Annotated in this window: 24 protein-coding genes, 1 pseudogene and 1 other annotated feature; of the genes and pseudogenes, 16 read left to right on the plus strand and 9 right to left on the minus strand. The window is 39.3% G+C overall.

The annotated features are described in order from the left end of the window. Positions 1 to 42: 42 nt before the first annotated feature. From queE to E0409_RS01650, 4 genes are all read left to right on the plus strand, one after another. Positions 43 to 753 (plus strand): 7-carboxy-7-deazaguanine synthase QueE, encoded by a 711-nt coding sequence (gene queE / locus E0409_RS01635; RefSeq protein WP_131286929.1) that lies wholly within the window; start codon positions 43 to 45, stop codon positions 751 to 753. 45 nt (positions 754 to 798) lie between these two features. Further along, entirely contained in the window at positions 799 to 1,470 is a 672-nt protein-coding gene (queC, locus tag E0409_RS01640; protein WP_131286931.1) for a 7-cyano-7-deazaguanine synthase QueC, read from the plus strand. 14 nt (positions 1,471 to 1,484) lie between these two features. Next, the gene (locus E0409_RS01645) at positions 1,485 to 1,898 is read left to right on the plus strand and encodes a hypothetical protein (protein WP_131286933.1); all 414 of its coding nucleotides are present in this window, start codon (positions 1,485 to 1,487) and stop codon (positions 1,896 to 1,898) included. 151 nt (positions 1,899 to 2,049) lie between these two features. Further along, the gene (locus E0409_RS01650; protein ID WP_131286935.1) at positions 2,050 to 2,508 is read left to right on the plus strand and encodes a peroxiredoxin; all 459 of its coding nucleotides are present in this window, start codon (positions 2,050 to 2,052) and stop codon (positions 2,506 to 2,508) included. Between the two features lie 202 nt (positions 2,509 to 2,710). Here the strand turns inward: E0409_RS01650 and E0409_RS01655 are convergent, their stop codons facing one another. The 3 genes from E0409_RS01655 to E0409_RS01665 form a co-directional block, all read right to left on the minus strand. Further along, entirely contained in the window at positions 2,711 to 3,274 is a 564-nt protein-coding gene (locus tag E0409_RS01655; RefSeq protein WP_131287020.1) for a YceI family protein, read from the minus strand. Positions 3,275 to 3,564: 290 nt separating this feature from the next. Continuing rightward, positions 3,565 to 4,134 carry a YceI family protein gene (locus tag E0409_RS01660; RefSeq protein ID WP_131286937.1) on the minus strand — a complete coding sequence of 190 codons (570 nt, stop codon included), beginning with the start codon at positions 4,132 to 4,134 and terminating at the stop codon, positions 3,565 to 3,567. Between the two features lie 50 nt (positions 4,135 to 4,184). After that, entirely contained in the window at positions 4,185 to 4,760 is a 576-nt protein-coding gene (locus tag E0409_RS01665) for a nicotinate-nicotinamide nucleotide adenylyltransferase (RefSeq protein WP_131286939.1), read from the minus strand. 104 nt (positions 4,761 to 4,864) lie between these two features. Between E0409_RS01665 and E0409_RS01670 the strand changes: the two genes are divergently transcribed. The 4 genes from E0409_RS01670 (at position 4,865) to E0409_RS01685 (ending at position 8,050) form a co-directional block, all read left to right on the plus strand. Beyond that, on the plus strand, positions 4,865 to 5,665 hold the full coding sequence (locus E0409_RS01670; RefSeq protein ID WP_131286941.1) for an enoyl-CoA hydratase: 801 nt from the start codon (positions 4,865 to 4,867) through the stop codon (positions 5,663 to 5,665). A 107-nt stretch (positions 5,666 to 5,772) separates the two neighbouring features. Then, positions 5,773 to 6,540 (plus strand): nitroreductase family protein, encoded by a 768-nt coding sequence (locus E0409_RS01675; protein ID WP_131286943.1) that lies wholly within the window; start codon positions 5,773 to 5,775, stop codon positions 6,538 to 6,540. 181 nt (positions 6,541 to 6,721) lie between these two features. After that, positions 6,722 to 7,321 carry a hypothetical protein gene (locus tag E0409_RS01680; RefSeq protein WP_131286945.1) on the plus strand — a complete coding sequence of 200 codons (600 nt, stop codon included), beginning with the start codon at positions 6,722 to 6,724 and terminating at the stop codon, positions 7,319 to 7,321. Between the two features lie 123 nt (positions 7,322 to 7,444). Further along, entirely contained in the window at positions 7,445 to 8,050 is a 606-nt protein-coding gene (locus E0409_RS01685; RefSeq protein ID WP_131286947.1) for a hypothetical protein, read from the plus strand. Between the two features lie 137 nt (positions 8,051 to 8,187). On the opposite strand, the gene E0409_RS01690 is transcribed toward E0409_RS01685, so the two are convergent. After that, positions 8,188 to 8,502 carry a YqfO family protein gene (locus tag E0409_RS01690; RefSeq protein WP_131286949.1) on the minus strand — a complete coding sequence of 105 codons (315 nt, stop codon included), beginning with the start codon at positions 8,500 to 8,502 and terminating at the stop codon, positions 8,188 to 8,190. 374 nt (positions 8,503 to 8,876) lie between these two features. Here E0409_RS01690 and E0409_RS01695 point away from each other — a divergent pair. After that, positions 8,877 to 11,186: pseudogene (locus E0409_RS01695) on the plus strand (acyl-CoA dehydrogenase); the annotation flags it as partial. A gap of 37 nt (positions 11,187 to 11,223) precedes the next feature. Here the strand turns inward: E0409_RS01695 and E0409_RS01700 are convergent. Continuing rightward, a protein-coding gene (locus tag E0409_RS01700; RefSeq protein WP_131286953.1) for an IS3 family transposase occupies positions 11,224 to 12,443 on the minus strand; the annotation gives its coding sequence in 2 pieces (ribosomal slippage) (positions 11,224 to 12,167 and positions 12,167 to 12,443; 1,221 coding nt in all). Then, positions 12,052 to 12,168: a sequence feature (AL1L pseudoknot), on the minus strand. (Overlaps the previous gene by 117 nt.) A gap of 130 nt (positions 12,444 to 12,573) precedes the next feature. Here E0409_RS01700 and E0409_RS01710 point away from each other — a divergent pair. The 7 genes from E0409_RS01710 (at position 12,574) to E0409_RS01740 (ending at position 17,090) form a co-directional block, all read left to right on the plus strand. Further along, positions 12,574 to 12,789: a transcriptional regulator gene (locus E0409_RS01710; RefSeq protein WP_131286955.1), complete on the plus strand. Its 216-nt coding sequence runs from the start codon at positions 12,574 to 12,576 to the stop codon at positions 12,787 to 12,789. Between the two features lie 2 nt (positions 12,790 to 12,791). Next, positions 12,792 to 13,505 (plus strand): phage antirepressor KilAC domain-containing protein, encoded by a 714-nt coding sequence (locus E0409_RS01715; protein WP_131286957.1) that lies wholly within the window; start codon positions 12,792 to 12,794, stop codon positions 13,503 to 13,505. 300 nt (positions 13,506 to 13,805) lie between these two features. Next, complete coding sequence (locus E0409_RS01725) at positions 13,806 to 14,369, plus strand: hypothetical protein (protein WP_131286961.1); 564 nt, start codon at positions 13,806 to 13,808, stop codon at positions 14,367 to 14,369. Further along, complete coding sequence (locus tag E0409_RS16435; protein WP_165541283.1) at positions 14,362 to 14,529, plus strand: hypothetical protein; 168 nt, start codon at positions 14,362 to 14,364, stop codon at positions 14,527 to 14,529. The genes E0409_RS01725 and E0409_RS16435 overlap by 8 nt, the downstream gene beginning before the upstream one ends. Beyond that, positions 14,519 to 15,343, plus strand: a complete 825-nt coding sequence (locus tag E0409_RS01730) for a helix-turn-helix domain-containing protein (protein WP_131286963.1) — start codon at positions 14,519 to 14,521, stop codon at positions 15,341 to 15,343. The genes E0409_RS16435 and E0409_RS01730 overlap by 11 nt, the downstream gene beginning before the upstream one ends. Next, a complete protein-coding gene (locus E0409_RS01735) occupies positions 15,340 to 16,716 on the plus strand; it encodes a replicative DNA helicase (RefSeq protein ID WP_131286965.1) in 1,377 nt (458 codons plus the stop codon). The genes E0409_RS01730 and E0409_RS01735 overlap by 4 nt, the downstream gene beginning before the upstream one ends. A 23-nt stretch (positions 16,717 to 16,739) precedes the next feature. Next, positions 16,740 to 17,090, plus strand: coding sequence for a hypothetical protein (locus tag E0409_RS01740; protein ID WP_502699775.1), 351 nt, complete (start codon positions 16,740 to 16,742; stop codon positions 17,088 to 17,090). A 71-nt stretch (positions 17,091 to 17,161) separates the two neighbouring features. Here the strand turns inward: E0409_RS01740 and E0409_RS01745 are convergent, their stop codons facing one another. From E0409_RS01745 to E0409_RS01760, 4 genes are all read right to left on the minus strand, one after another. Further along, positions 17,162 to 17,515, minus strand: coding sequence for a hypothetical protein (locus tag E0409_RS01745; RefSeq protein WP_131286969.1), 354 nt, complete (start codon positions 17,513 to 17,515; stop codon positions 17,162 to 17,164). 97 nt (positions 17,516 to 17,612) lie between these two features. Further along, positions 17,613 to 18,047, minus strand: coding sequence for an IrmA family protein (locus E0409_RS01750; protein WP_131286971.1), 435 nt, complete (start codon positions 18,045 to 18,047; stop codon positions 17,613 to 17,615). Continuing rightward, a complete protein-coding gene (locus tag E0409_RS01755; RefSeq protein ID WP_131286973.1) occupies positions 18,044 to 18,550 on the minus strand; it encodes a hypothetical protein in 507 nt (168 codons plus the stop codon). The genes E0409_RS01750 and E0409_RS01755 overlap by 4 nt, the downstream gene beginning before the upstream one ends. A gap of 24 nt (positions 18,551 to 18,574) precedes the next feature. Next, positions 18,575 to 19,057: a hypothetical protein gene (locus tag E0409_RS01760; protein WP_131286975.1), complete on the minus strand. Its 483-nt coding sequence runs from the start codon at positions 19,055 to 19,057 to the stop codon at positions 18,575 to 18,577. Positions 19,058 to 19,092 lie beyond the last annotated feature (35 nt).

The raw sequence follows: 19,092 nt of genomic DNA on the forward strand, positions 1-19,092 counted from the left end.
TTTTTTGTACTCTCATGTTTTTTGGTGTGGTAAATTTTTGTTATGAATACTCTTCGATCTTCCGCTATTCCTGTTTCTGATCCGTCTGCGGGTTTACGCATCACGGAGATTTTCTATTCATTGCAAGGTGAAGCCAATGCCGCAGGTTTACCGACGGTTTTTATTCGTTTAACCGGTTGCCCTTTACGTTGTACTTATTGTGATACCACTTATTCTTTTGAAGGTGGTGAACGTCAATCCTTAGACGACATTATTAAAACAACACTTGATTTTAAAACACCATATATTTGTGTGACTGGCGGTGAGCCGCTTGCTCAACCCAATGCCCTGCCTTTGATGCAACGACTTGCTGATCTTGGCTGTGAAGTGTCGCTCGAAACCAGTGGCGCTTTAGATGTATCTAAGGTTGATCCGCGAGTTTCTAAAGTACTCGATTTAAAAACCCCAACTTCCGGTGAAGTTGCACGAAATTTGCTTAGTAATCTTGATCATTTAACTTCGCATGACCAAATCAAGTTTGTGATTTGTAATCGTGAAGACTATGAATGGTCAAAACAGCAGGTTGAACAATACCTACTTACCGATAAAGTCAGTACCGTTTGGTTCTCACCTGCTTTTGCGGTAGAAAAAGGTGCAGTCCGTTTGCCTCAACTTGCACGTGATTTAGCACAATGGATTTTAGAAGACCATCTCCCTGTTCGTTTCCAGTTGCAGTTGCATAAACTGCTCTGGAACGATGAAACCGGTCGTTAATTTATTTCTGTTCTTGAATACCTATATTTGTTTGGAGATTTGAATATGCGCCCTCGTGCCATAGTTTTGTTATCTGGCGGCTTAGACTCAACAACTTGTTTGGCTTGGGCGCAAGCACGTTATGAATGTATTGCTTTAAGTTTTATGTATGGTCAACGTTCGACCACTGAACTGGATGCGGCTAGAGCATTAACACAACGCGCTGGTGTAGAACATCGTGTCATTAATATTGATTTGGGTAACCTTGGTGGTTCTGCGTTAACAGACCACAGCATTGATGTACCAGAACATGAACAAGAAGGCATTCCTGTAACTTATGTTCCAGCACGTAACACAATATTTCTATCCTATGCGCTCGCGGCAGCAGAAGTTTTTGGTGCAGAAGCCATTGTGATTGGGATCAATGCTGTTGATTATTCAGGATATCCTGATTGTCGACCTGAATTTATTGATGCTTTTGAACGCATGGCTCGCCTAGCAACTAAAGATGGCGTGGAAGGCAAACCTCTTAAATTTGAAACACCTCTGTTACATTTATCCAAAGCAAATATTATTCGCTTAGGTATAGAACATGGCGTAGACTACAGTCAAACGGTGTCTTGCTACCAAGCAGACGACCAAGGACGTGCTTGTGGCAAATGTGATAGCTGCCGTTTACGTAAACAGGGTTTTGCTGACGCTGGTATTGCAGATCCAACACGTTATATACCGTCATAACAGGGTAACAGTACATGAAAAATTTAAAATCAAACATTATTCTTTCTACATTAGTTTCTGCTGTAGCATTCATGGCAACTGCTTCAAATGCTGCAGAAACAAACAAGCTCCAAGAAGCGTATAAAAGCACTAATGTAAAATCTGCTTTAATTAATGTTTGTAAAGATGAAACAGGTAAAAGTAAAAAATTATCAGCAGCAGAAGTAAGCAAATACTGTACTTGTGCGGTTGAAGCTGACGGTAAATTAACCAATGCTCAAAAATGGGAAATTCAAAGTACCATTAACCAAAAGAAAAGCCCTGCAACTTTAGCTTTTGTTCAAAAACAAAATAAAGATCTTCAAGCTTGTTTTGGTCCGCAACTTACAGGCAAGCTTAAAAGCTTAACTGAAGAAGCAATGAAATCTGCTCAACAACCTAAAAAATAAGTTAATTTAGCTTGAATAAAAAGCCTGCAATTGCAGGCTTTTTATATTTTAAAACTAAACATCAGTTCTGCATTAACTGCTCAAAAGTCGTTATCATAAACCTATAAATTTAAGATCAATATGACAAATTCAACTTGATAAGGATGAACCTATGTCTGCTATTACCCTGCCTAATCAAATTTTTCCAACCACAACTGGAGAAATCAACCTGAGTGAAATGCCATCAGAATGGCTGATTGTGTATTTTTATCCGAAGGATTCAACACCTGGTTGTACCACGCAAGCGATTGGCTTTTCTTGTTTGAAGGATCAGTTTGATGCTTTAAATACCACGATTCTGGGTATTTCACGTGATTCAGTGAAAGCCCATCAAAACTTCACTGAAAAACAGAATTTGACTATTAATCTGATCAGTGATAAAGAAGAAGTGTTGTGTAATCTCTTTGACGTGATTAAAGAAAAAAACATGTATGGCAAAAAAGTCATGGGGATTGAACGCTCAACCTTTATTTTCCATAATGGCAAATTAGTCAAAGAATACCGTAAAGTGAAAGCGGCCGGTCATGCAGAACAAGTGCTAGAAGACTTAAAAGCCCTACAAGCAGCTTAATGGCACTGTTATTGGATTTATAAAAGCCCAAAGGTTCGGGCTTTTATCCTGTTTCTTTTTTGTGAGCTCTTTTATGCAATCAAGATTCTTATATATACCTTGTGCTTAGTTTTTTAAATAAGACAATAACAAGCATGCACCCGCAGTAGATGAATTAAAAAAGACCTATAAAAAGATCTTTTAAATACCAGCAAATACAATTTTAGTTAACTTCACATTGACCCGAAAGCTGAAGATTCACTTTCTCCCCCACGCCTCCAATCCCTTTTCTCATACCAAAATCGCTACGGTTAATCACTGCAGAAGCTTGGACATCAAGTAAGTTGACATTAGAAAGATTAGGTTTAAATGTCGTTACAAAAATTACGGGCTTGGTCACACCACGCAGGGTTAAATGTCCTAAAATATTATATTTACCATTTCCTAAGTCCTTAAATTGGACACTTTTAAATCTTACCGTCTTGTATTTTTCTGCATAAAATAGGTCTTCGCCTAGAATCATATGTTTCAACAATGGTTTATTGAAGCTCAAACTATCAACATCCATAACCAGATGTGTCGATGCATTTTGCGGTGCTTTAACATCAAACTCCATACTCGATTGAACTTGATTAAATTTAGCTTTGACCACCGAAATTCCCATCGACTTGATCTCAAAACCAACATTACTTTGGGGGGTTAAAATCCATGATTGCGCAAAGGACTGGCTACTTACAGCTAAACCGATTGCTACGATAATAAGTCCATTTTTTATTGTTGCTTTCAAATTTAAATCCACCTTTTTTGATTTCTTATTGATCAGGCTTGGATTCACAATCCAACCTCAGATTAAATTTGTTTTAAGTTTTCGAATTTGCTTTTTTTATTTTTATATCAGTTTATTGAAGTTTTTGTAAAACCATTAATGACTAATGGAGAAATATTCAACATAGTTTTCTGCAAGAATTGGCTTGAGAGGGTAGTCACGTTTATCGTTATAAGAATAAAAAAATTATCCAAAAACGTAAAAAACCGGAAATTAAAAAAGATCTTAAGCCGATTTTTTAAATACATGAACTATCTTGTTTCCCATTGTCCATCTACCTCAATATTCACTTTTTCTCCTATACCACCGAATGCTTTTTTCATTCCAAAATCACTGCGATTCACCACCGCTTTAGATTCAACATCTAAAAGTTGTGGATTGGCTGTATTGGGTTTTAAAACTGTATCAAGGGTTACCGGCTGGGTGATACCGCGCAAGGTCAAATCACCTTTTATACTGTAGTGATTATCGCCTAAAGCTATAAATTCATGACTGTTAAAAGTCGCAGTGGGGTATTTTTCTACATAAAATAAATCCTCTCCCAAGATCATATTTCTCAGTGAAGGCATGCTCAAGCTTACGCTGTTTACGTCCATGACAAACTGGGCTGAGGCATTTTGTGGTGCTGCTGAATCAAAGCTCATACTGGACTGAACCTGCTCAAATTTCCCTTTTACGATAGAAAAACCCATCGACTTCACATCAAATCCCACATAAGTTTGTGGAGTAAATGTCCATTCCTGTGCATTTACATCCGCAACGAGACTCAAATTGAGTGCACCAGCAATAAAGACACTTTTCAACGTGGTTTGGATATTCATCTTATCCACTCCTAGGTCGTTGCAATTTCTTGCTCCGACTTAAAAGCTTACTAAGATTTTTCAAGATTGGTTTTATCTTGTGTCAGGTATTTGTGCTGCAATTGTTGATAAGTAGACGTGTTCTGAAATTTGTGTAAAAACTCACTGGTGCCCAGTGGAAAAGCAGATTCGATAATTTCGCCACGATAATAAGCTTCACGCAGCGGGGTCGCTGAAATTGCCCCAACTAGGCTAGCAAGTTCTACCATCTCCCACTCTGGAAAAAGTTGCAGATAGTATGAAGATTCATCCTTAAAATGACCAATTAAACCCACTTTAGCTTCTGGCTCTACCACTTCTGACACAAGGGATTTCACCAGTTTTTGCCATTTTTCATCATCATACACATCAACCACATGAACAAACTTGATTCGCTTTTGGTCTGCTGCTGAAAAGTTGGACAAAATCATCTGTTCACGTTCAGAAGCACTAAACGGATTTTTAATATTGCGTTCATTTTGTGCAGAACCCAATGCCAAAATCACATTCTGACTTTGCTCTAATGCAATTTTAATCGTTTGCATATGTGCCAGATGAAAAGGCTGAAAGCGACCAATGAAAACCAGATAATCAAATGTATAGTTCATAACAGATCAAATTTTTGATGACTCGTGAGTTGTGCCGCCTAAATAAATATGCGACATAATAAACCTCATAAAATCAAATTAAGTTTTAAAGCAAGGATAGTACGATGACACTGAGCTGTATTCAACAACCTCATGAACATTTGGATGCGAATTTAGAAAATGGCGTACTGACCTTAGCCATTAATCGACCAAAAGCAAAAAATGCATTATATGGCGAATTATACCTCTGGATTGCCAAAGCTCTGGATGAAGCTGATCAAAATAAAGAGGTTCGTGTAGTGATTTTACGTGGTGCCGATGCTGACTTCAGCGCGGGTAATGACATGCAGGATTTCATGAAGTTTATTCAAACACCACTTGCAGGCAAAGCCGGGGATGCACCTCCATTTGTGGTTTTAAAATCTGCTGCGAAATTTTCTAAACCTTTAATTGCCGCGGTTCGCGGTGTAGCCATTGGTATTGGGGTTACTATGCTTTTACACTGTGATTTGGTTTATAGCGACAACACTGCCCTATTCCAGATTCCATTTGTAAGCTTGGGTCTTTCTCCTGAAGGGGCTTCGAGCAAGTTGCTTATTCAACAAGCCGGTTATCACAAAGCCGCCGAGCTACTCTTTACTGCACAGAAATTTGACAGTGAAAAAGCCCTGAGTGCTGGTTTGGTGAATAGCATTGAAGAAGATGTGTATGCGACTGCATTGAAACAAGCGCAAACTTTGGCAGCGCTTCCATTGGCTTCAATTAAGCAAACCAAAGCTTTAATGAAACATAACTTGCAGGAAATTCTGGACTGTGTAGATGATGAAGCTGAAATCTTTATGAAGCGTGTGTCTTCACCTGAAATGGCTGAAGCGGTGGCTGCATTTATGCAAAAGCGCAAGCCAGATTTTGCGCAATTTAATTAATTTTTTTATCATTAAATAGAAAAAACCACTGAATAGTGACATTGTTCAGTGGTTTTATGCGTTTTAATAGATCTAAATTTCAAGCTTTAAAATTTGAGTGAATAGCGATGACCGATTCAAACGAAACCAAAACTGAAAAGAAACGTTATTTTGAGCCTGCTCCAATAGATATTGATGTCGAAAACTTTAAGAAAGTGATACAAAGCCGTCGTTCGGTACGTAAATTTACGAAAAAACCCATTCCTGCCGAAGTACTGGATGATTGTTTAGACCTTGCCTTGCTTGCACCAAACTCATCCAATTTGCAGCCATGGACTTTTTATGTGGTGCAGAACCCCACCAAAAAGAAACAGCTGGTTAAAGCCTGTTTAAGTCAATTGGCGGCAAAAACGGCTTCGGAGCTGATTGTTTGTATCGCGCGTACTGACCGCATTGATGAAATGGCGAAAAAGAACATCAGTGACTTTCCATTTCCTGAAGCACCAAAAGCACTAAAGCAGTACTACCGCTTTATTCCATATAACTATAAAACCGGTTATTTCAATGCTATTGGCAACTTTAAAAAAGTGGCTTTCAAAGTTGCACGTACCTTAGATAAACAATTACCTGTTACTGCATTCAACCCTGCAGATGCAAAACTATGGGCAACTAAGACCACAGCTTTGGCTTGTGAAAATCTGGTTTTGGCTTTACGCGCTTATGGTTTTGACAGCTGTATGATGGAAGGTTTTGACGAACCTATGGTGCGTAAAATTCTAAACCTGAATGATCAGCAATATCCGGTGATGGTGATTGGAGCCGGTGAACGTGCAGTAGATGGCGTGTTCTTCCCGCAGTATCGTTTTGAGCGTGAGTTGTTTGTTCAGAAGGTTTAAGTTTAAGCTTGGTATTTATAGAAATTAAATACTTTAATCTGATAGATATGTTGTGACATGGATGTCACGTAATTTACTCTTTATTTGTTAAGGTCTGTAATGGGAGATAGATCTCAACCGAATCAAAGCCAATTACAAAACAGCACTTACCTTTAAAGCAGGAAGTTGGATTAAAAGAAAAATGAAAAAATTAATACTGTTAGTGAACTTAGTTATTACTATAGTTTTATCAGGTTGTTCAGTTATACCAATGAAAAATTCCATATCATTTCAGATAAATGATCACTTAAAAGGACAGGAAGTTGTTTACAAAAACAACTGGCCTGAATGTAGCAACTTGACGATGACTCCAGATTGGATAATAAAACAAAAATATATTACATCCTATAGCCGCTGTAAGGTGTCCCCTGAAGGTTATATCCCTGAAAAAATAATTATTGAGTATGCCCCTTGGTTAACTTATGAAGAGCAAATAAAAAAAGGATATGGCGTTCCTGAAGAACTACGTTATGCTGATGGAGAAGAGGCAGCAAAAAAAAGACTTGCTATAATGGCAGCGCAACAGGAAGGTATAGCAAAAATTCCAGCCACAGCATGGAAACGCATTATATTAACTCCCCCTCAAGAAGTAGACAAATATAAGTATCAGGTTCCCGAAGGTAAAGGTAACCGTAGTCGCGGTAAAGAGATTCATTACCTCATTTCCCTTAACCCTGATGGTAGCTACGACATAAAAACTAAATTGTACTGGGTCTCAAAATATCACAAATTCTGGAATTGAACTTCTATAGGTAGTGCGACCATAAAGGATGAAGCTATCTAAATTACACACGACTTCAACTGAGTCAAAGCCAATTAAAAAACAACACTTACCTTTAATGCAGTAAGTTGGATTAAAAGAAAAATGAAAACAATATTAACAATGAGTAGTTTATTTATTTTAAGTGGTTGTCAAACAATTGCACCCACTATGAAAAATAGTATTAGTTTTGCAATAAAAGGGCAAAACAAAAGTTATATTTATAAAAATACATGGCCTGAATGTGCTAATTTTAAGATAAAATCATCCTTAAAATACAATGATTTATCAGATAGCTGTAAAGTATCCCCCGAAGGTTATGTCCCTGAACAAATTATTATTGAATATGCGCCTTGGTTAACTTATCAAGAACAGGTAAAAGTTGGATTGGCAAATACAAGAACTTTTTTTCACTTAGATGAATTATCTAGAGATAAATGGCCATCAAATGAGGTCTTAAATACCTATGCGAATAATATAGAAAGAAAAAAAATGGCTACTATCGACAAACTCCCCCCTTCTGCATGGAAACAGATTGTACTTACTCCCCCTAAAGAAGTAGAAAAATATAAGTACCAAGTTCCTGAAGGTAAAGGCAACCGTAGTCGAGGTAAAGAGATCCATTACCTCATTTCCCTGAATCCCGATGGTAGTTACGACATAAAAACCAAATTGTACTGGGTCTCAAAATATCAGGAATTCTGGAATTGAACTTCTATAGGTAGTGCGACCAGAGAAGATTAAGCTATTCAAATCTCAAATTAGATCAAAACCAATTACGGGACAGCATTAACCTTTATATCTAAGACAAGAGTTTATAATGATCAAACTCATTAAATTAAGCATAATTACTTAATATCTACCATCTGTATAAACTCAAACGCAGGCTCTTCATAAGGATGACTTGCCTTAAGCGCTTTAGCCACATTGAATGCTTTATCTTCAGAAACAATAGTTTCTACACGCCATTCTTCTACCTGTTCCAGTTCTCCGACTTCGCCAATAAATGGATTTGCGCCTTTCACTGGTTTAAACTGTCCTGTACCCAGAACCTGCCAGGCACAATACTCATAATTGCCAATCCCACCTGCCCCAGCTTCAAATACAGCGAGTTTAGTTGATTCCAGATGAGATTCGGGAACGTAGTAGATCAATTTAAGCATGCCGGTATTTCTCTAAATTCATTGATTGTTATAGTAATACTACATACGCACGCATCTCTCTGTATTATTTATTACTTATTCAAAAATAATAAAAATCTAAATAGATATAGTTACAAGTAGCTATTACTTTTCGTGACATTTCTCTTACAGTTCAATCTTTTACACTGTTCAAAAAACACTCTATCTTAAAAACAAGATTTAATTTTATAAATTCGGGATGAAAGTTTTTCATTCGCCTCCCGGTCTTAACAACAATATTTTTATTACACCTAAAGTCATTCTAATAAAACAGTGCGAGAAGTTATCTTGCAATTTTCAGATACCCTTTCCTGTTTCTCTGACTTTGATCCGGTGTAAGCAACTGGAGAAAATAAATGCTATTCATCATCAGTGTGCTTATTCAATTTTTTACAATCTGGGCGATTTTCTTTTTTGCATTGAGCCGTAATACAGGGGCAATTACAACAATTATCGTTGCGGTAGTAACCGCCTTTATTAGTCCGTGGTCGCTGATTTTTGGTATTCCGCTCATTCTCATCAGTTTAATTGTGATGATTGATTCATTACGGATGGCATTGATTACCAAGCCTGCCTATAAGGCTTTGGCGAATGCCATGCCGACAATTAGCACCACTGAGCGCGAAGCTTTGGATGCAGGCACCAGCTGGTGGGAAAAAGACCTGTTTATGGGAGCCCCCGATTGGTCCAAATTTGAAAGCTATCCTTATCCTACACTTTCTCCAGAAGAACAATCTTTTTTAGATCATGAAGTCGAGCAGTTATGCAGCATGCTAAATGACTGGGATATTCATCATCACTATAAAGACTTGCCGCCTGAAGCATGGACCTATATTCGTGAAAATGGTTTTTTAGGCCTGATTATTCCCAAAGAATATGGTGGTCGTGCATTTAGTTCATTTGCACAAAGCCGGATTATGAGCAAAATTGCCTCTCGCTCATTAACCGCTGCCGTGAGCTGTATGGTACCCAATTCTTTAGGACCGGGCGAGTTGCTGCTGCATTATGGAACTGAAGAACAAAAAAACCGCTATTTACCCGGCCTAGCCAAAGGTGATGAAATCCCCTGTTTTGGTCTTACCAGTCCAGAAGCGGGTTCAGACGCTGGCGCAATTCCGGATACCGGTGTTGTTTGTTATGGCGAGTTTGAAGGTCAGCAAGTGCTTGGCCTACGCATGAATTTTTCCAAACGCTGGATTACCCTTGCCCCGATTGCGACCGTGATTGGTCTGGCTTTTAAACTGTATGATCCTGATGGACTATTAGGTGATAGAAACAAGATGGAATATGGCATTACCTGTGCCCTGATTCCTGCCAGTCATGAGGGCGTAAAAGTGGGAGCACGGCACAATCCCGGTTCCCCTTTTATGAACGGAACAGTAGATGGCAAGGATGTGTTTATTCCACTGGACTGGATTATTGGTGGTGCTGAAAATATTGGTAAAGGCTGGCGTATGCTGATGGAATGTCTGGCAGTCGGTCGTGGTATTTCCTTACCCGCATTATCGACCGCTGCAAGTGAAGTAACGTATTTAACCGTAGGTGCCTTTGCCAAAATCCGCCAGCAATTCAAGATTTCAGTCGGCAAATTTGAGGGTGTGCAGGAAGCGACCAGTGATATTGCCAGTGATACCTATATGCTTGAAGCCTTCCGATATTTGGTCACGTGTGGTTTGAACCAAGGGGGTAAACCTGCAGTCATGACCGCAATGGCCAAATACTACGCCACTGAAACCATGCGCCGCGTCGTCAATCACGGGATGGATGTCGTTGGTGGTCGTGCCATTCAAATGGGGCCTCGCAACTTTTTAGCACTTTATTATCAAACTATTCCAGTCTCGATTACCGTTGAAGGCGCCAACATCCTCAGTCGTTCCTTAATGATTTTTGGTCAGGGTTCGATGCGTTGTCATCCTTATCTGTTTGAGGAATTGCAACTATTGCAAGCGGAAGATAAAGAAACTGCCTTAGATACCTTTAACGATATGCTGTTCAAGCATTTAGGCTATACCTTTAACCGTACTGCGCGTGCCTTTGCTTATGGCTATGTGGGTGGCTCATCTGATGCGCCTAAAAGTGTTGACGACTTTACTCGCCCCTACTACAAGATGATTAACCGTTTAAGTACTAACTTTGCGCTAACTGCCGATATGTGTTTAGGTCTACTTGCGGGAGATATTAAACGTAAAGAAATGCTTTCAGGGCGCTTGGCTGATATTCACGCCAATCTGTTTATCAGCACTGCCATTCTTAAATATTATGAACATGGCAAAAAAACGGAAGCTGAACAGGTTCATGCCAAACTGGCCCTGGAAAAATCCCTGTTTAATACGCAAGAAGCCTTTTATGGTTTATTTGCCAACTTCCCCGTCGGCATTGCGGCTAGCTTAGTCAAATTCATCTGTTTCCCGCTCGGTCGTCCTGTTAACAAACCAAGCGATGCGTTGAAACAACAGGCAGGCGAAATCATTATGCAGGACAATGCTTTCCGCGATGAACTGAAAAAACACGTGTTTTATAACACAGCTGAAGATGATGTTACTGGTCGTATGGAATCAACCTTTAACCTGTTGCTTGAGTTAGAACCGCTTTGGGACAAGTTCAAGAAAGCGGAATCGAAAGGACAGTTTAAAGGTTTAACTTTTGATGAACGTATTAGGGATGCTGAACCGTACCGGGTTTGTCGGAGACAGTTTATTTAAGTTAGGCTACCTGACCTAACGGATTAATTTTATCATAGTACATTGCTTCAAAATCAAAAGGTGACACATAACCTAGCGCACTATGTACACGTTCTTTATTGAACCAATCTACCCAGTTTAGTGTCGCAAGTTGTACATCTGCTAAACCTTGCCAATCTGCTTTTAAATATTCAATCACCTCTGTTTTGTATAAGCCATTCATCGTTTCAGCCAAAGCATTATCGTATGAATCACCGGTCGTACCGACTGATGCCCTTAAATTTGCTGCTTCTAAACGATTGGTATAGCGAATAGAAAGATACTGTACGCCTCTGTCACTATGATGAATCACGTTCTTTGGCATGCCTCGATCATGCAATGCTTGCTCCAGTGCATCGAGCACCATGTCTGTATTCATACGTGTTGATACTTTCCATCCAACAATTGCTCGTGAGAACACATCAATAATAAAGGCGGTATAGACCCAGCCTGCATTTGTTTGAATATACGTGAAGTCAGCGACCCACAGCTGGTCAGGCTGATCAGCACTAAAATTGCGTTTCACCAAGTCATCTGCTCGTTTTTGATCATCTCGGCTACGGGTAGTTTGTTTATTCTTACCACGCCAAACACCTTGTATACCTAGCTTTTGCATCAATCGAGCAACTGTACAGCGCGCAATAATATAGCCTTCACGTTTCAGTTTTTGCCAAACTTTACGTACACCATATCGACCTGAACTTTCCTTCCAAATTCGTTTAATTTGTTCAGCATGATGCAAGTCATGTAAATCTCGTTTCGCTCGATGTTCTGGATTGTCCGCGAGATCTAAAGTTCGGTAATAGGTTGAAGGTGCGATAGGTAAAATTCTACAAATCGCCTCGACTCCGTACAGCTCTTTATTATTATGGATAAAATCCACCATTATTTGTGTGGGCGGTCGAGCTCCGCCTGGGCGAAAAAAGCGGCTGCTTTGCGTAGAATTTCATTGGCTCGTTGCAGTTCTTTATTTTCGCGTTCAAGTTGTTTAATGCGTTCTTGGTCTGAAAGCTGCTGTACTTTGATTGGATTCTGTTGATTCAAATACTTCTGATGCCAGGAACGTAGTGTTTCAGGAGTACAGCCAATCTTAGGTGCAATTACTGTGATTGCAGCCCAAGTAGAAGGATAATCTTTTTCAGATTCAATCAATAATTGAACCGCTCTTTCTCTGATTTCAGGAGTATATTTTGGTTTTGTCATTGGGACATTCTCTCAAGAAAGTTGGTCTCTGACAAACCCGGTACGGTTCAGTGACGCCTTTAGGTATTCGTTACCCCAATATATTTTTGCTTAAGTACAACCAAGATTTCATATGATAATGGTTGTAATTATGCTTCAAATAAAACCAATTCGAATTCAATTCAGTACTGCATGTCAAATGCTTGACGTCACACGTGAATCACTCCGTCATACCATCCGCAAAGACCCTTCCTTCCCCAGGCCAATTAAGCAAGGCACAACAAAACAGGCTCCAGTTTTCTTCGATTATCAAGAATTAGTCGACTGGCACAACAGCAAGAAAGAAGCCGCTGAGATGGAGGCATAATTATGAATGCTTCTAATCTTTTATTAACAGCTCATCAAATGTTGAGCCTTGATATAGCCGAGCTTGTCCAGTCTGAATTACGGGCCGTTAATTTATCCATAGAACGCCTTTCTAAACGTGGAGTAATTCAACTCCCACCAATGATGAAAGTTGAAAATAAACAATCTGTTAGCCCAAACAGACACACTAATGTGTATGTTTTCTCTGGAGAACAAGGCAAGCTGGACTCAATTACTGTAGTTGCGCAGCTCTGCCCTGAATTCACCGCAGCAATAGTAAAGCGCTGGTATGAGCTTGAGCAAAAAACGCCGGTATTTGATATCAGCAACCCTCAGCATCTTTTACAAGCGATTGAAGTCCAAGCAAAACAGAATCTACAGCTGAGTGCAGAAAACAAAGCTTTGTCCGTAGCTATCGAAACTATCACTCAAACAGAACACGGCGTTAAGTTCCAACAAGCCTGCAAAATTCTAAATGTAAAGCAAGCTGACCTGGCTAAATGGCTTCGAGATAAAGGCTGGGATCGCTATCTTAATGAGGCTCGTGCTTCAACCTACTACAGTGAAAGTCGTGGTTATTGCGAAACTAAGTATTCTCACAAAGAAGGCGTAAAACCTTCTGGCCAACCATATAGCTACACGCAAACGGAATTCTTTATTCTTCCAAAAGGCATGCAGATCCTAGCTAAAGGTTTGGGGAGGCCGTATGAAATTTAAAATTATTTTTTTAATAGCTCTTCTCAAACTGAAACGATTCGGCTATATTGGATTTGTTCGATGCAAAATCATCGAATTAGTCTTGGCAGACTATCAATCATTGGCGCATACAGTCCGCTTTGGGCTTTTTTTATGCGTAAAATCTCTATGCTTCCGCATCTCTATGGTGAAGCTGGAGAGGGACACTTTCGAGTGTGCTGGTAACCTAATGAACCAGTCTGCCAACCCTTTTCAGCTTTGCCACCCTTACTTGGCAGTAAATGGCAGAGCTTCTAAATTATCATTAGGAGCGCATTCATCATGAACGCTAAAGTAAATTTTCAATTACCTGAACAACTAATTCCTTTCTACAGTGCAGCAGATGCTCTAAACGCCTACATGCTTGCATCTGAAGCTATAGCACAACTTCGTACCCTGATTAATCAAATCAGCAAATCTACAGCGCAAATTAAAGCATATGCTCACAATAATAATGTTAGTCAAGTTGTGTTTTCTGAACTCGAAAATCTAATTTCTGTTTCAAAGCTTCTTGCTGATAGCCAGGTAGATACTTACAACCTTGAGTTTAAGAGACATACGAAAGAGTCTCATGATCAGTACGATGCTGGTGATCTTTTTAATACTTACTCTCTTGCCTATGAAAATACATCCTGGCTTCAAACTATGTTTTATCAAATTAAAGATGAAGCTGAGATAGTTAAAGATGCCGTGAAGCAGAATATTCATAGCGCCGTATTTGGTGGTCTTGATAACTTAATTCATATTGCTGCATATTTGGCTGATAACCATAGCAACACTTTTGATGTTGAACGCGAAAAATATGAAATGGAGTGGAACAAAATAGGAGGAGATCAAAATGACTAAGCTTCCTATTTCTACTGAAAAAAATAAAGTTCAGCCAAGTACAGAACCTAAACCACCATTACCTTCTTCTGCCTATGCTGAGTCAATACGCATGACTGGAAGCAGACTTGCAAATGCCGTAATCAAAGCAACTCGGCAAGGAGGGTCTAGTGAGCATTGATGCAACAAGATGGGCTTGGAAAGCTCCGGTGAAAAACTCCTCACAACGTCTCGTTCTACTTTCCCTCGCAGATCGGGCAGGTGAAGAACATACTGCGTGGCCTGGTATAGAGCGCCTTGCAAAAGATACAGCCTTGAACGATAAGACTGTTCAGAAGGTCCTGCTTGAGCTTATTAAATCAGGCTTGGTTATAGATACAGGTGAGCGTAAGGGACCGACTAAACGGACTAAAGTTCTTAAACTCAACGGCGTAAAGGGTCGTGAAGAATGCACCCAAAAACAGGATGATTTAAACTCAAAGAAAGATAGTAGCTCTGATGCCAATACCCCCAAAAACGGTGACATTAAACAATCCCAAAAACGGAATGATTCCAATAATGGAAATAATCCCGAAAGTGGTACTTTGAACGATCCCGAAAACGGTATTTTGAACGATCCCAATTTTGGGATGCAGAACCAACCATTGAATCTATCAATGAATCTCTCTCAAGAACACGATTGGATTCCAGATCAAAATCAATTGATCAATGTATTAAACACTGCTGGTCAGCAACAAAATTTAGAATTGATTTTTGGATTGCCTGATTTCGAATTTCAACTTGGAGCCTTTAACGCTCACTATGCTGGCCAAGTGATGCCCAACGCAAGAAAATTGTATTCATTCGTTCGCTGGATCATCGATAAGTTTGAACGCTACCAAAAAGCTAATCCAAGTTATGTAAAACAGGCCGTTGAACAATCACAACTTCAGCAAGCTCAACCACTAATCAACCTACCCTCGAAACCTAAAAGTTTACTGGAGAGCATGCAATGAACTCTAATACCCTGCTCCCTATTCACAACCTTCAAATCGAACAGGCTGTACTGGCAGCATTGATGACCGTTGCAAACTCATACGCTCAAGTTGAAAACCTGCTTACTGAAGAAGATTTTCACGCTACACGCCATAAACTGATTTTTAACGCAATTGTAGACCTTGATAGCAAGAACTCTCCATATGATGCTGTACTCGTCAATCAATGGCTAGAAATGCGTAATTACGGCGAAGCGTCAGGCGGAGAGAAATATCTCATTCAGTTAATGAGTGATTCCCCATCAAGTTTTTATAACCTGGTGTCATATGCTGAAAAACTAAAAGACCTTACCACTTGCCGCAAAGTTGAGGCAGAAGCTCAAAAAGTAATTCAGAGTGCACGTAGCTTAACCATAAGTCGTGGGGATTTGGTTTTGAATGCTCAGACAGCCTTTGCTGATCTAAATACTGAATCAGGAAGTGAATCTTTATTCCACATTCATGATGCTGCATCAAATACGTTTCTTGAAATCAGTCGCAAGATGGAAGCAATGATTGCTGGCGAAACAATGATTAAGGGTATCCAAACCGGTATATATGATCTTGATAAAAAATTAGGTGATATTGAACCAGGATGTTTGTTGGTGGTGGCGGCAAGACCAGCCATGGGTAAAACCACAATGATGCAGCTAATCGCCAACCACGTAGCAATCATTCAGAAAAAATCAGTCTTGATTATGTCTGGTGAAATGCCGAAAGAACAGATTGCTATGCGTCTCTGTTGTGCCATGGCACCTGCTGATATTGGGTTGGTACGTAACTCCCCTCACAAACTGCCAAAAGATGAATTTACGGCTTATACGAACGCCGTGGTGATGCTTAAAAATGTACCGATGCAAATCAACGATACTTCTAGACCATCGATTGCCAATATTCGTGAATCCATTCGTAAGATTCAGCACCAATATGGTTCTGTAGGTGCGGTACTGGTTGATTATCTACAGATCATGAAGACCACAAAACCATTTGCCCGGGAAGACTTGAAGATTGCTTATTTCACTGGTGAACTTAAAGCGATGGCCAAAGAGTTTAATTGCGTCATCGTCTTACTTTCACAACTTAATCGTGAACTTGAGAAACGACCAAACAAACGCCCTGTCTTATCGGATCTACGCGAGTCTGGTGCAATTGAACAGGATGCAGATCAAATTGTTTTCTTATATCGGGATGAGGTCTACAACAAAGAATCTCAATACCGAGGTATTGCTGAAGCCATAGTTGGAAAGAATCGCCACGGCGAAGCTGGTACTGCATTTATGCATGCTCAGTTGAAATACTGCCAATTTACTAACTTAGACCATGATGCGCTTAATCAAATTCAGGGGATTGAATAGCTATGTTTATAAATAATTGTGGCATGGATAGTACAGTTTTTAAAAAAGCTAATGCTGAGCGATTTATCAATTTAAGGCAGCAAAAGAAGGTCAAAGAATTTCTGGTTAAACAACGTGGTTACAAACGTCCAGACTTTAATCGAATGATTCTGGATTTGAGCCGGCTTAAATGGACACATGAAAAGATTGCGTTTGTTCTACCAGTGGCAGGTGCATCGACTGTAAGCGAATGGGCAAGGGGTGGAATACCGAATTTCGAACACGGCGAAGCTTTTATAGAATTATGGAAATCAGAAACCCGAGTAGATCGCGTACCACGTGAGGGAGAATGGCAGACCTATAAATATGAAATTGGTCAGTTAGAACTACTTTGAGTGCAAAAACATAAGCCCCAAAGATGGGGCTTTTTAACGTATAACGCTTCAATTTTTTACCTAAATCACTCTCAGCAATTAATTCCAAAACTTTTTTTGTAATAGTCCAAAGCAGAATCCAAATCCAAAAGTAGTTTCTTTTCCGTAAAGTCAGTTGGGGAAAGTTTTAATAGAGCTGGCATGTAATTCTTTTTATATTCGCCTGGGTAATCTTTACATAGGATGTGAGTCCGTGCGTCTTGTGAAGTGTCAGGATTTTCAAGTTGATTTAAGAATGCCTCAATCTTTTTATCTGATTGCTCAAACTGTGCTTTAGCTGTTATATCAATTTTGTCCGGTTCAGATGCAACTGCTTCTTCCGGTTGTTTTTGACAACCAGTAATAGCAAGGGTAAGAAATAAGCTGATAAGTATTTTTATTTTCATAGTTAAAATTATTTTAGTTATTGACCCATGCAGTATAGGAAGAAATTAGAAAAAGAAAAGCCCACCATATAGATGAGCCATTGGAAATAATTCTTTTCTACTGACCAACTTTAATTTTCATTGGTTGAAAGTCATCAATATGAACTTGCTTGGTTTTCAATAAATCCTGACGCTTGCCATTCACCACCAATACGGCGCGCTTTACATTGATCGTCCAGGTGCGATCCGCTCCACACACTTCCTCAGATTCTATAAATACATTAGTTGTGGCCTTGCCTGATAGGTTTTGAACATCGCCGTAAGTAATAACATCTTCATAAGTGCCTTTTACTTTTCCTGCTTTGTCTTTTGCCACCAGATCCAAATATAACTTATCACTCTCCCCTAAAAAGTCATGGATCGTTACATTTATTGCAGCTGAACAAATACCAGAGTTCACATAGGTTGTCGTAACATGCTGCAGAGTAATTGGGGTGGCAAATACTACTGAACTCATAAGAGCAGCCAAGGAGAAGGTTAATATTTTTTTCATAATGGAAGGCTACCTTGTATTAAAGCCATAAGTGAATCTAAGTTATCCCAACCAACATCTACAATTTTTGTTGTTAGATGCTTTAGACCTTCTACTGGTAGCTCTTTGATTGCATCAATCATTGTAGTTTTGCGTTCAGGACTAAGATCAGAACTCATGATTTTTGCAGCCAGAATAGCCTTTAATTGCTCAGTTTCAAACTTGATAGTCACGGTACCTAAGATTGCAGATAGTCCACCGTCATCAGCCAAGAAATCCATACCTTTGTGATTTAGCCTGGTATTTCCCAAGGTCCAGCTTCCTATACCGTCCAGGCTATTAGTGTAGTGAATACTCTTTGGTTCTAATAATCCATGAGATTGTAAGTAGTAGAGATTCGAATAAAGCTTATGCTGATTTTCTTTATCTCGATAATCAAGATCAGTCCAAAAGTTATATGCAGCTGGGTACACCTCAGCCATCTTTTTCATAATTTCGAGTTGGAATTCGCGGTCTAAAATCATATTCAATTTCCAAAAAGTTCTTTTCTATTTCATATCCAATAAAATCTTGGCACATCCATTCTGAGCATATGATTCTTTAGATTTGGAAAAATATTTATCAGATCCTTTGGCATCTAAATCATAGGTTATGGCTTTCGTATTATCCCTAACCTTCTGAAAAATAGCCCCGAGCATAAAATCTACATTAGGCGTCAACTTTAACTCGGGGTACATAATGCCAGGGATATATCTTCGTTTATCGTCCTGATTGATTTTTGCATTTAATAAGCCTTGCACATATACGCGTCCATGATCATATCCATTCAATAGAAATGTCTCACTTGCCTTTTGATCCCCCATGAGATCGGCCCACACAGAACAAGTAAAACTTTCGAAAGCGAGAATAGACTTATTGGCCAACTCTTTAGATGTTAGTACTTCATACGTGGCATATACATCATCTGCATGGCTAAATGTGCTGATAGCACTAGCAAAACAAATCCCCATCAAAGCTATTTTTCTTTTCACTTCAGTTCACTTTTTTATCTTACGCTCAAATACCA

This window comes from Acinetobacter sp. ANC 4862 (assembly GCF_004336635.1).
Taxonomy (GTDB): domain Bacteria; phylum Pseudomonadota; class Gammaproteobacteria; order Pseudomonadales; family Moraxellaceae; genus Acinetobacter.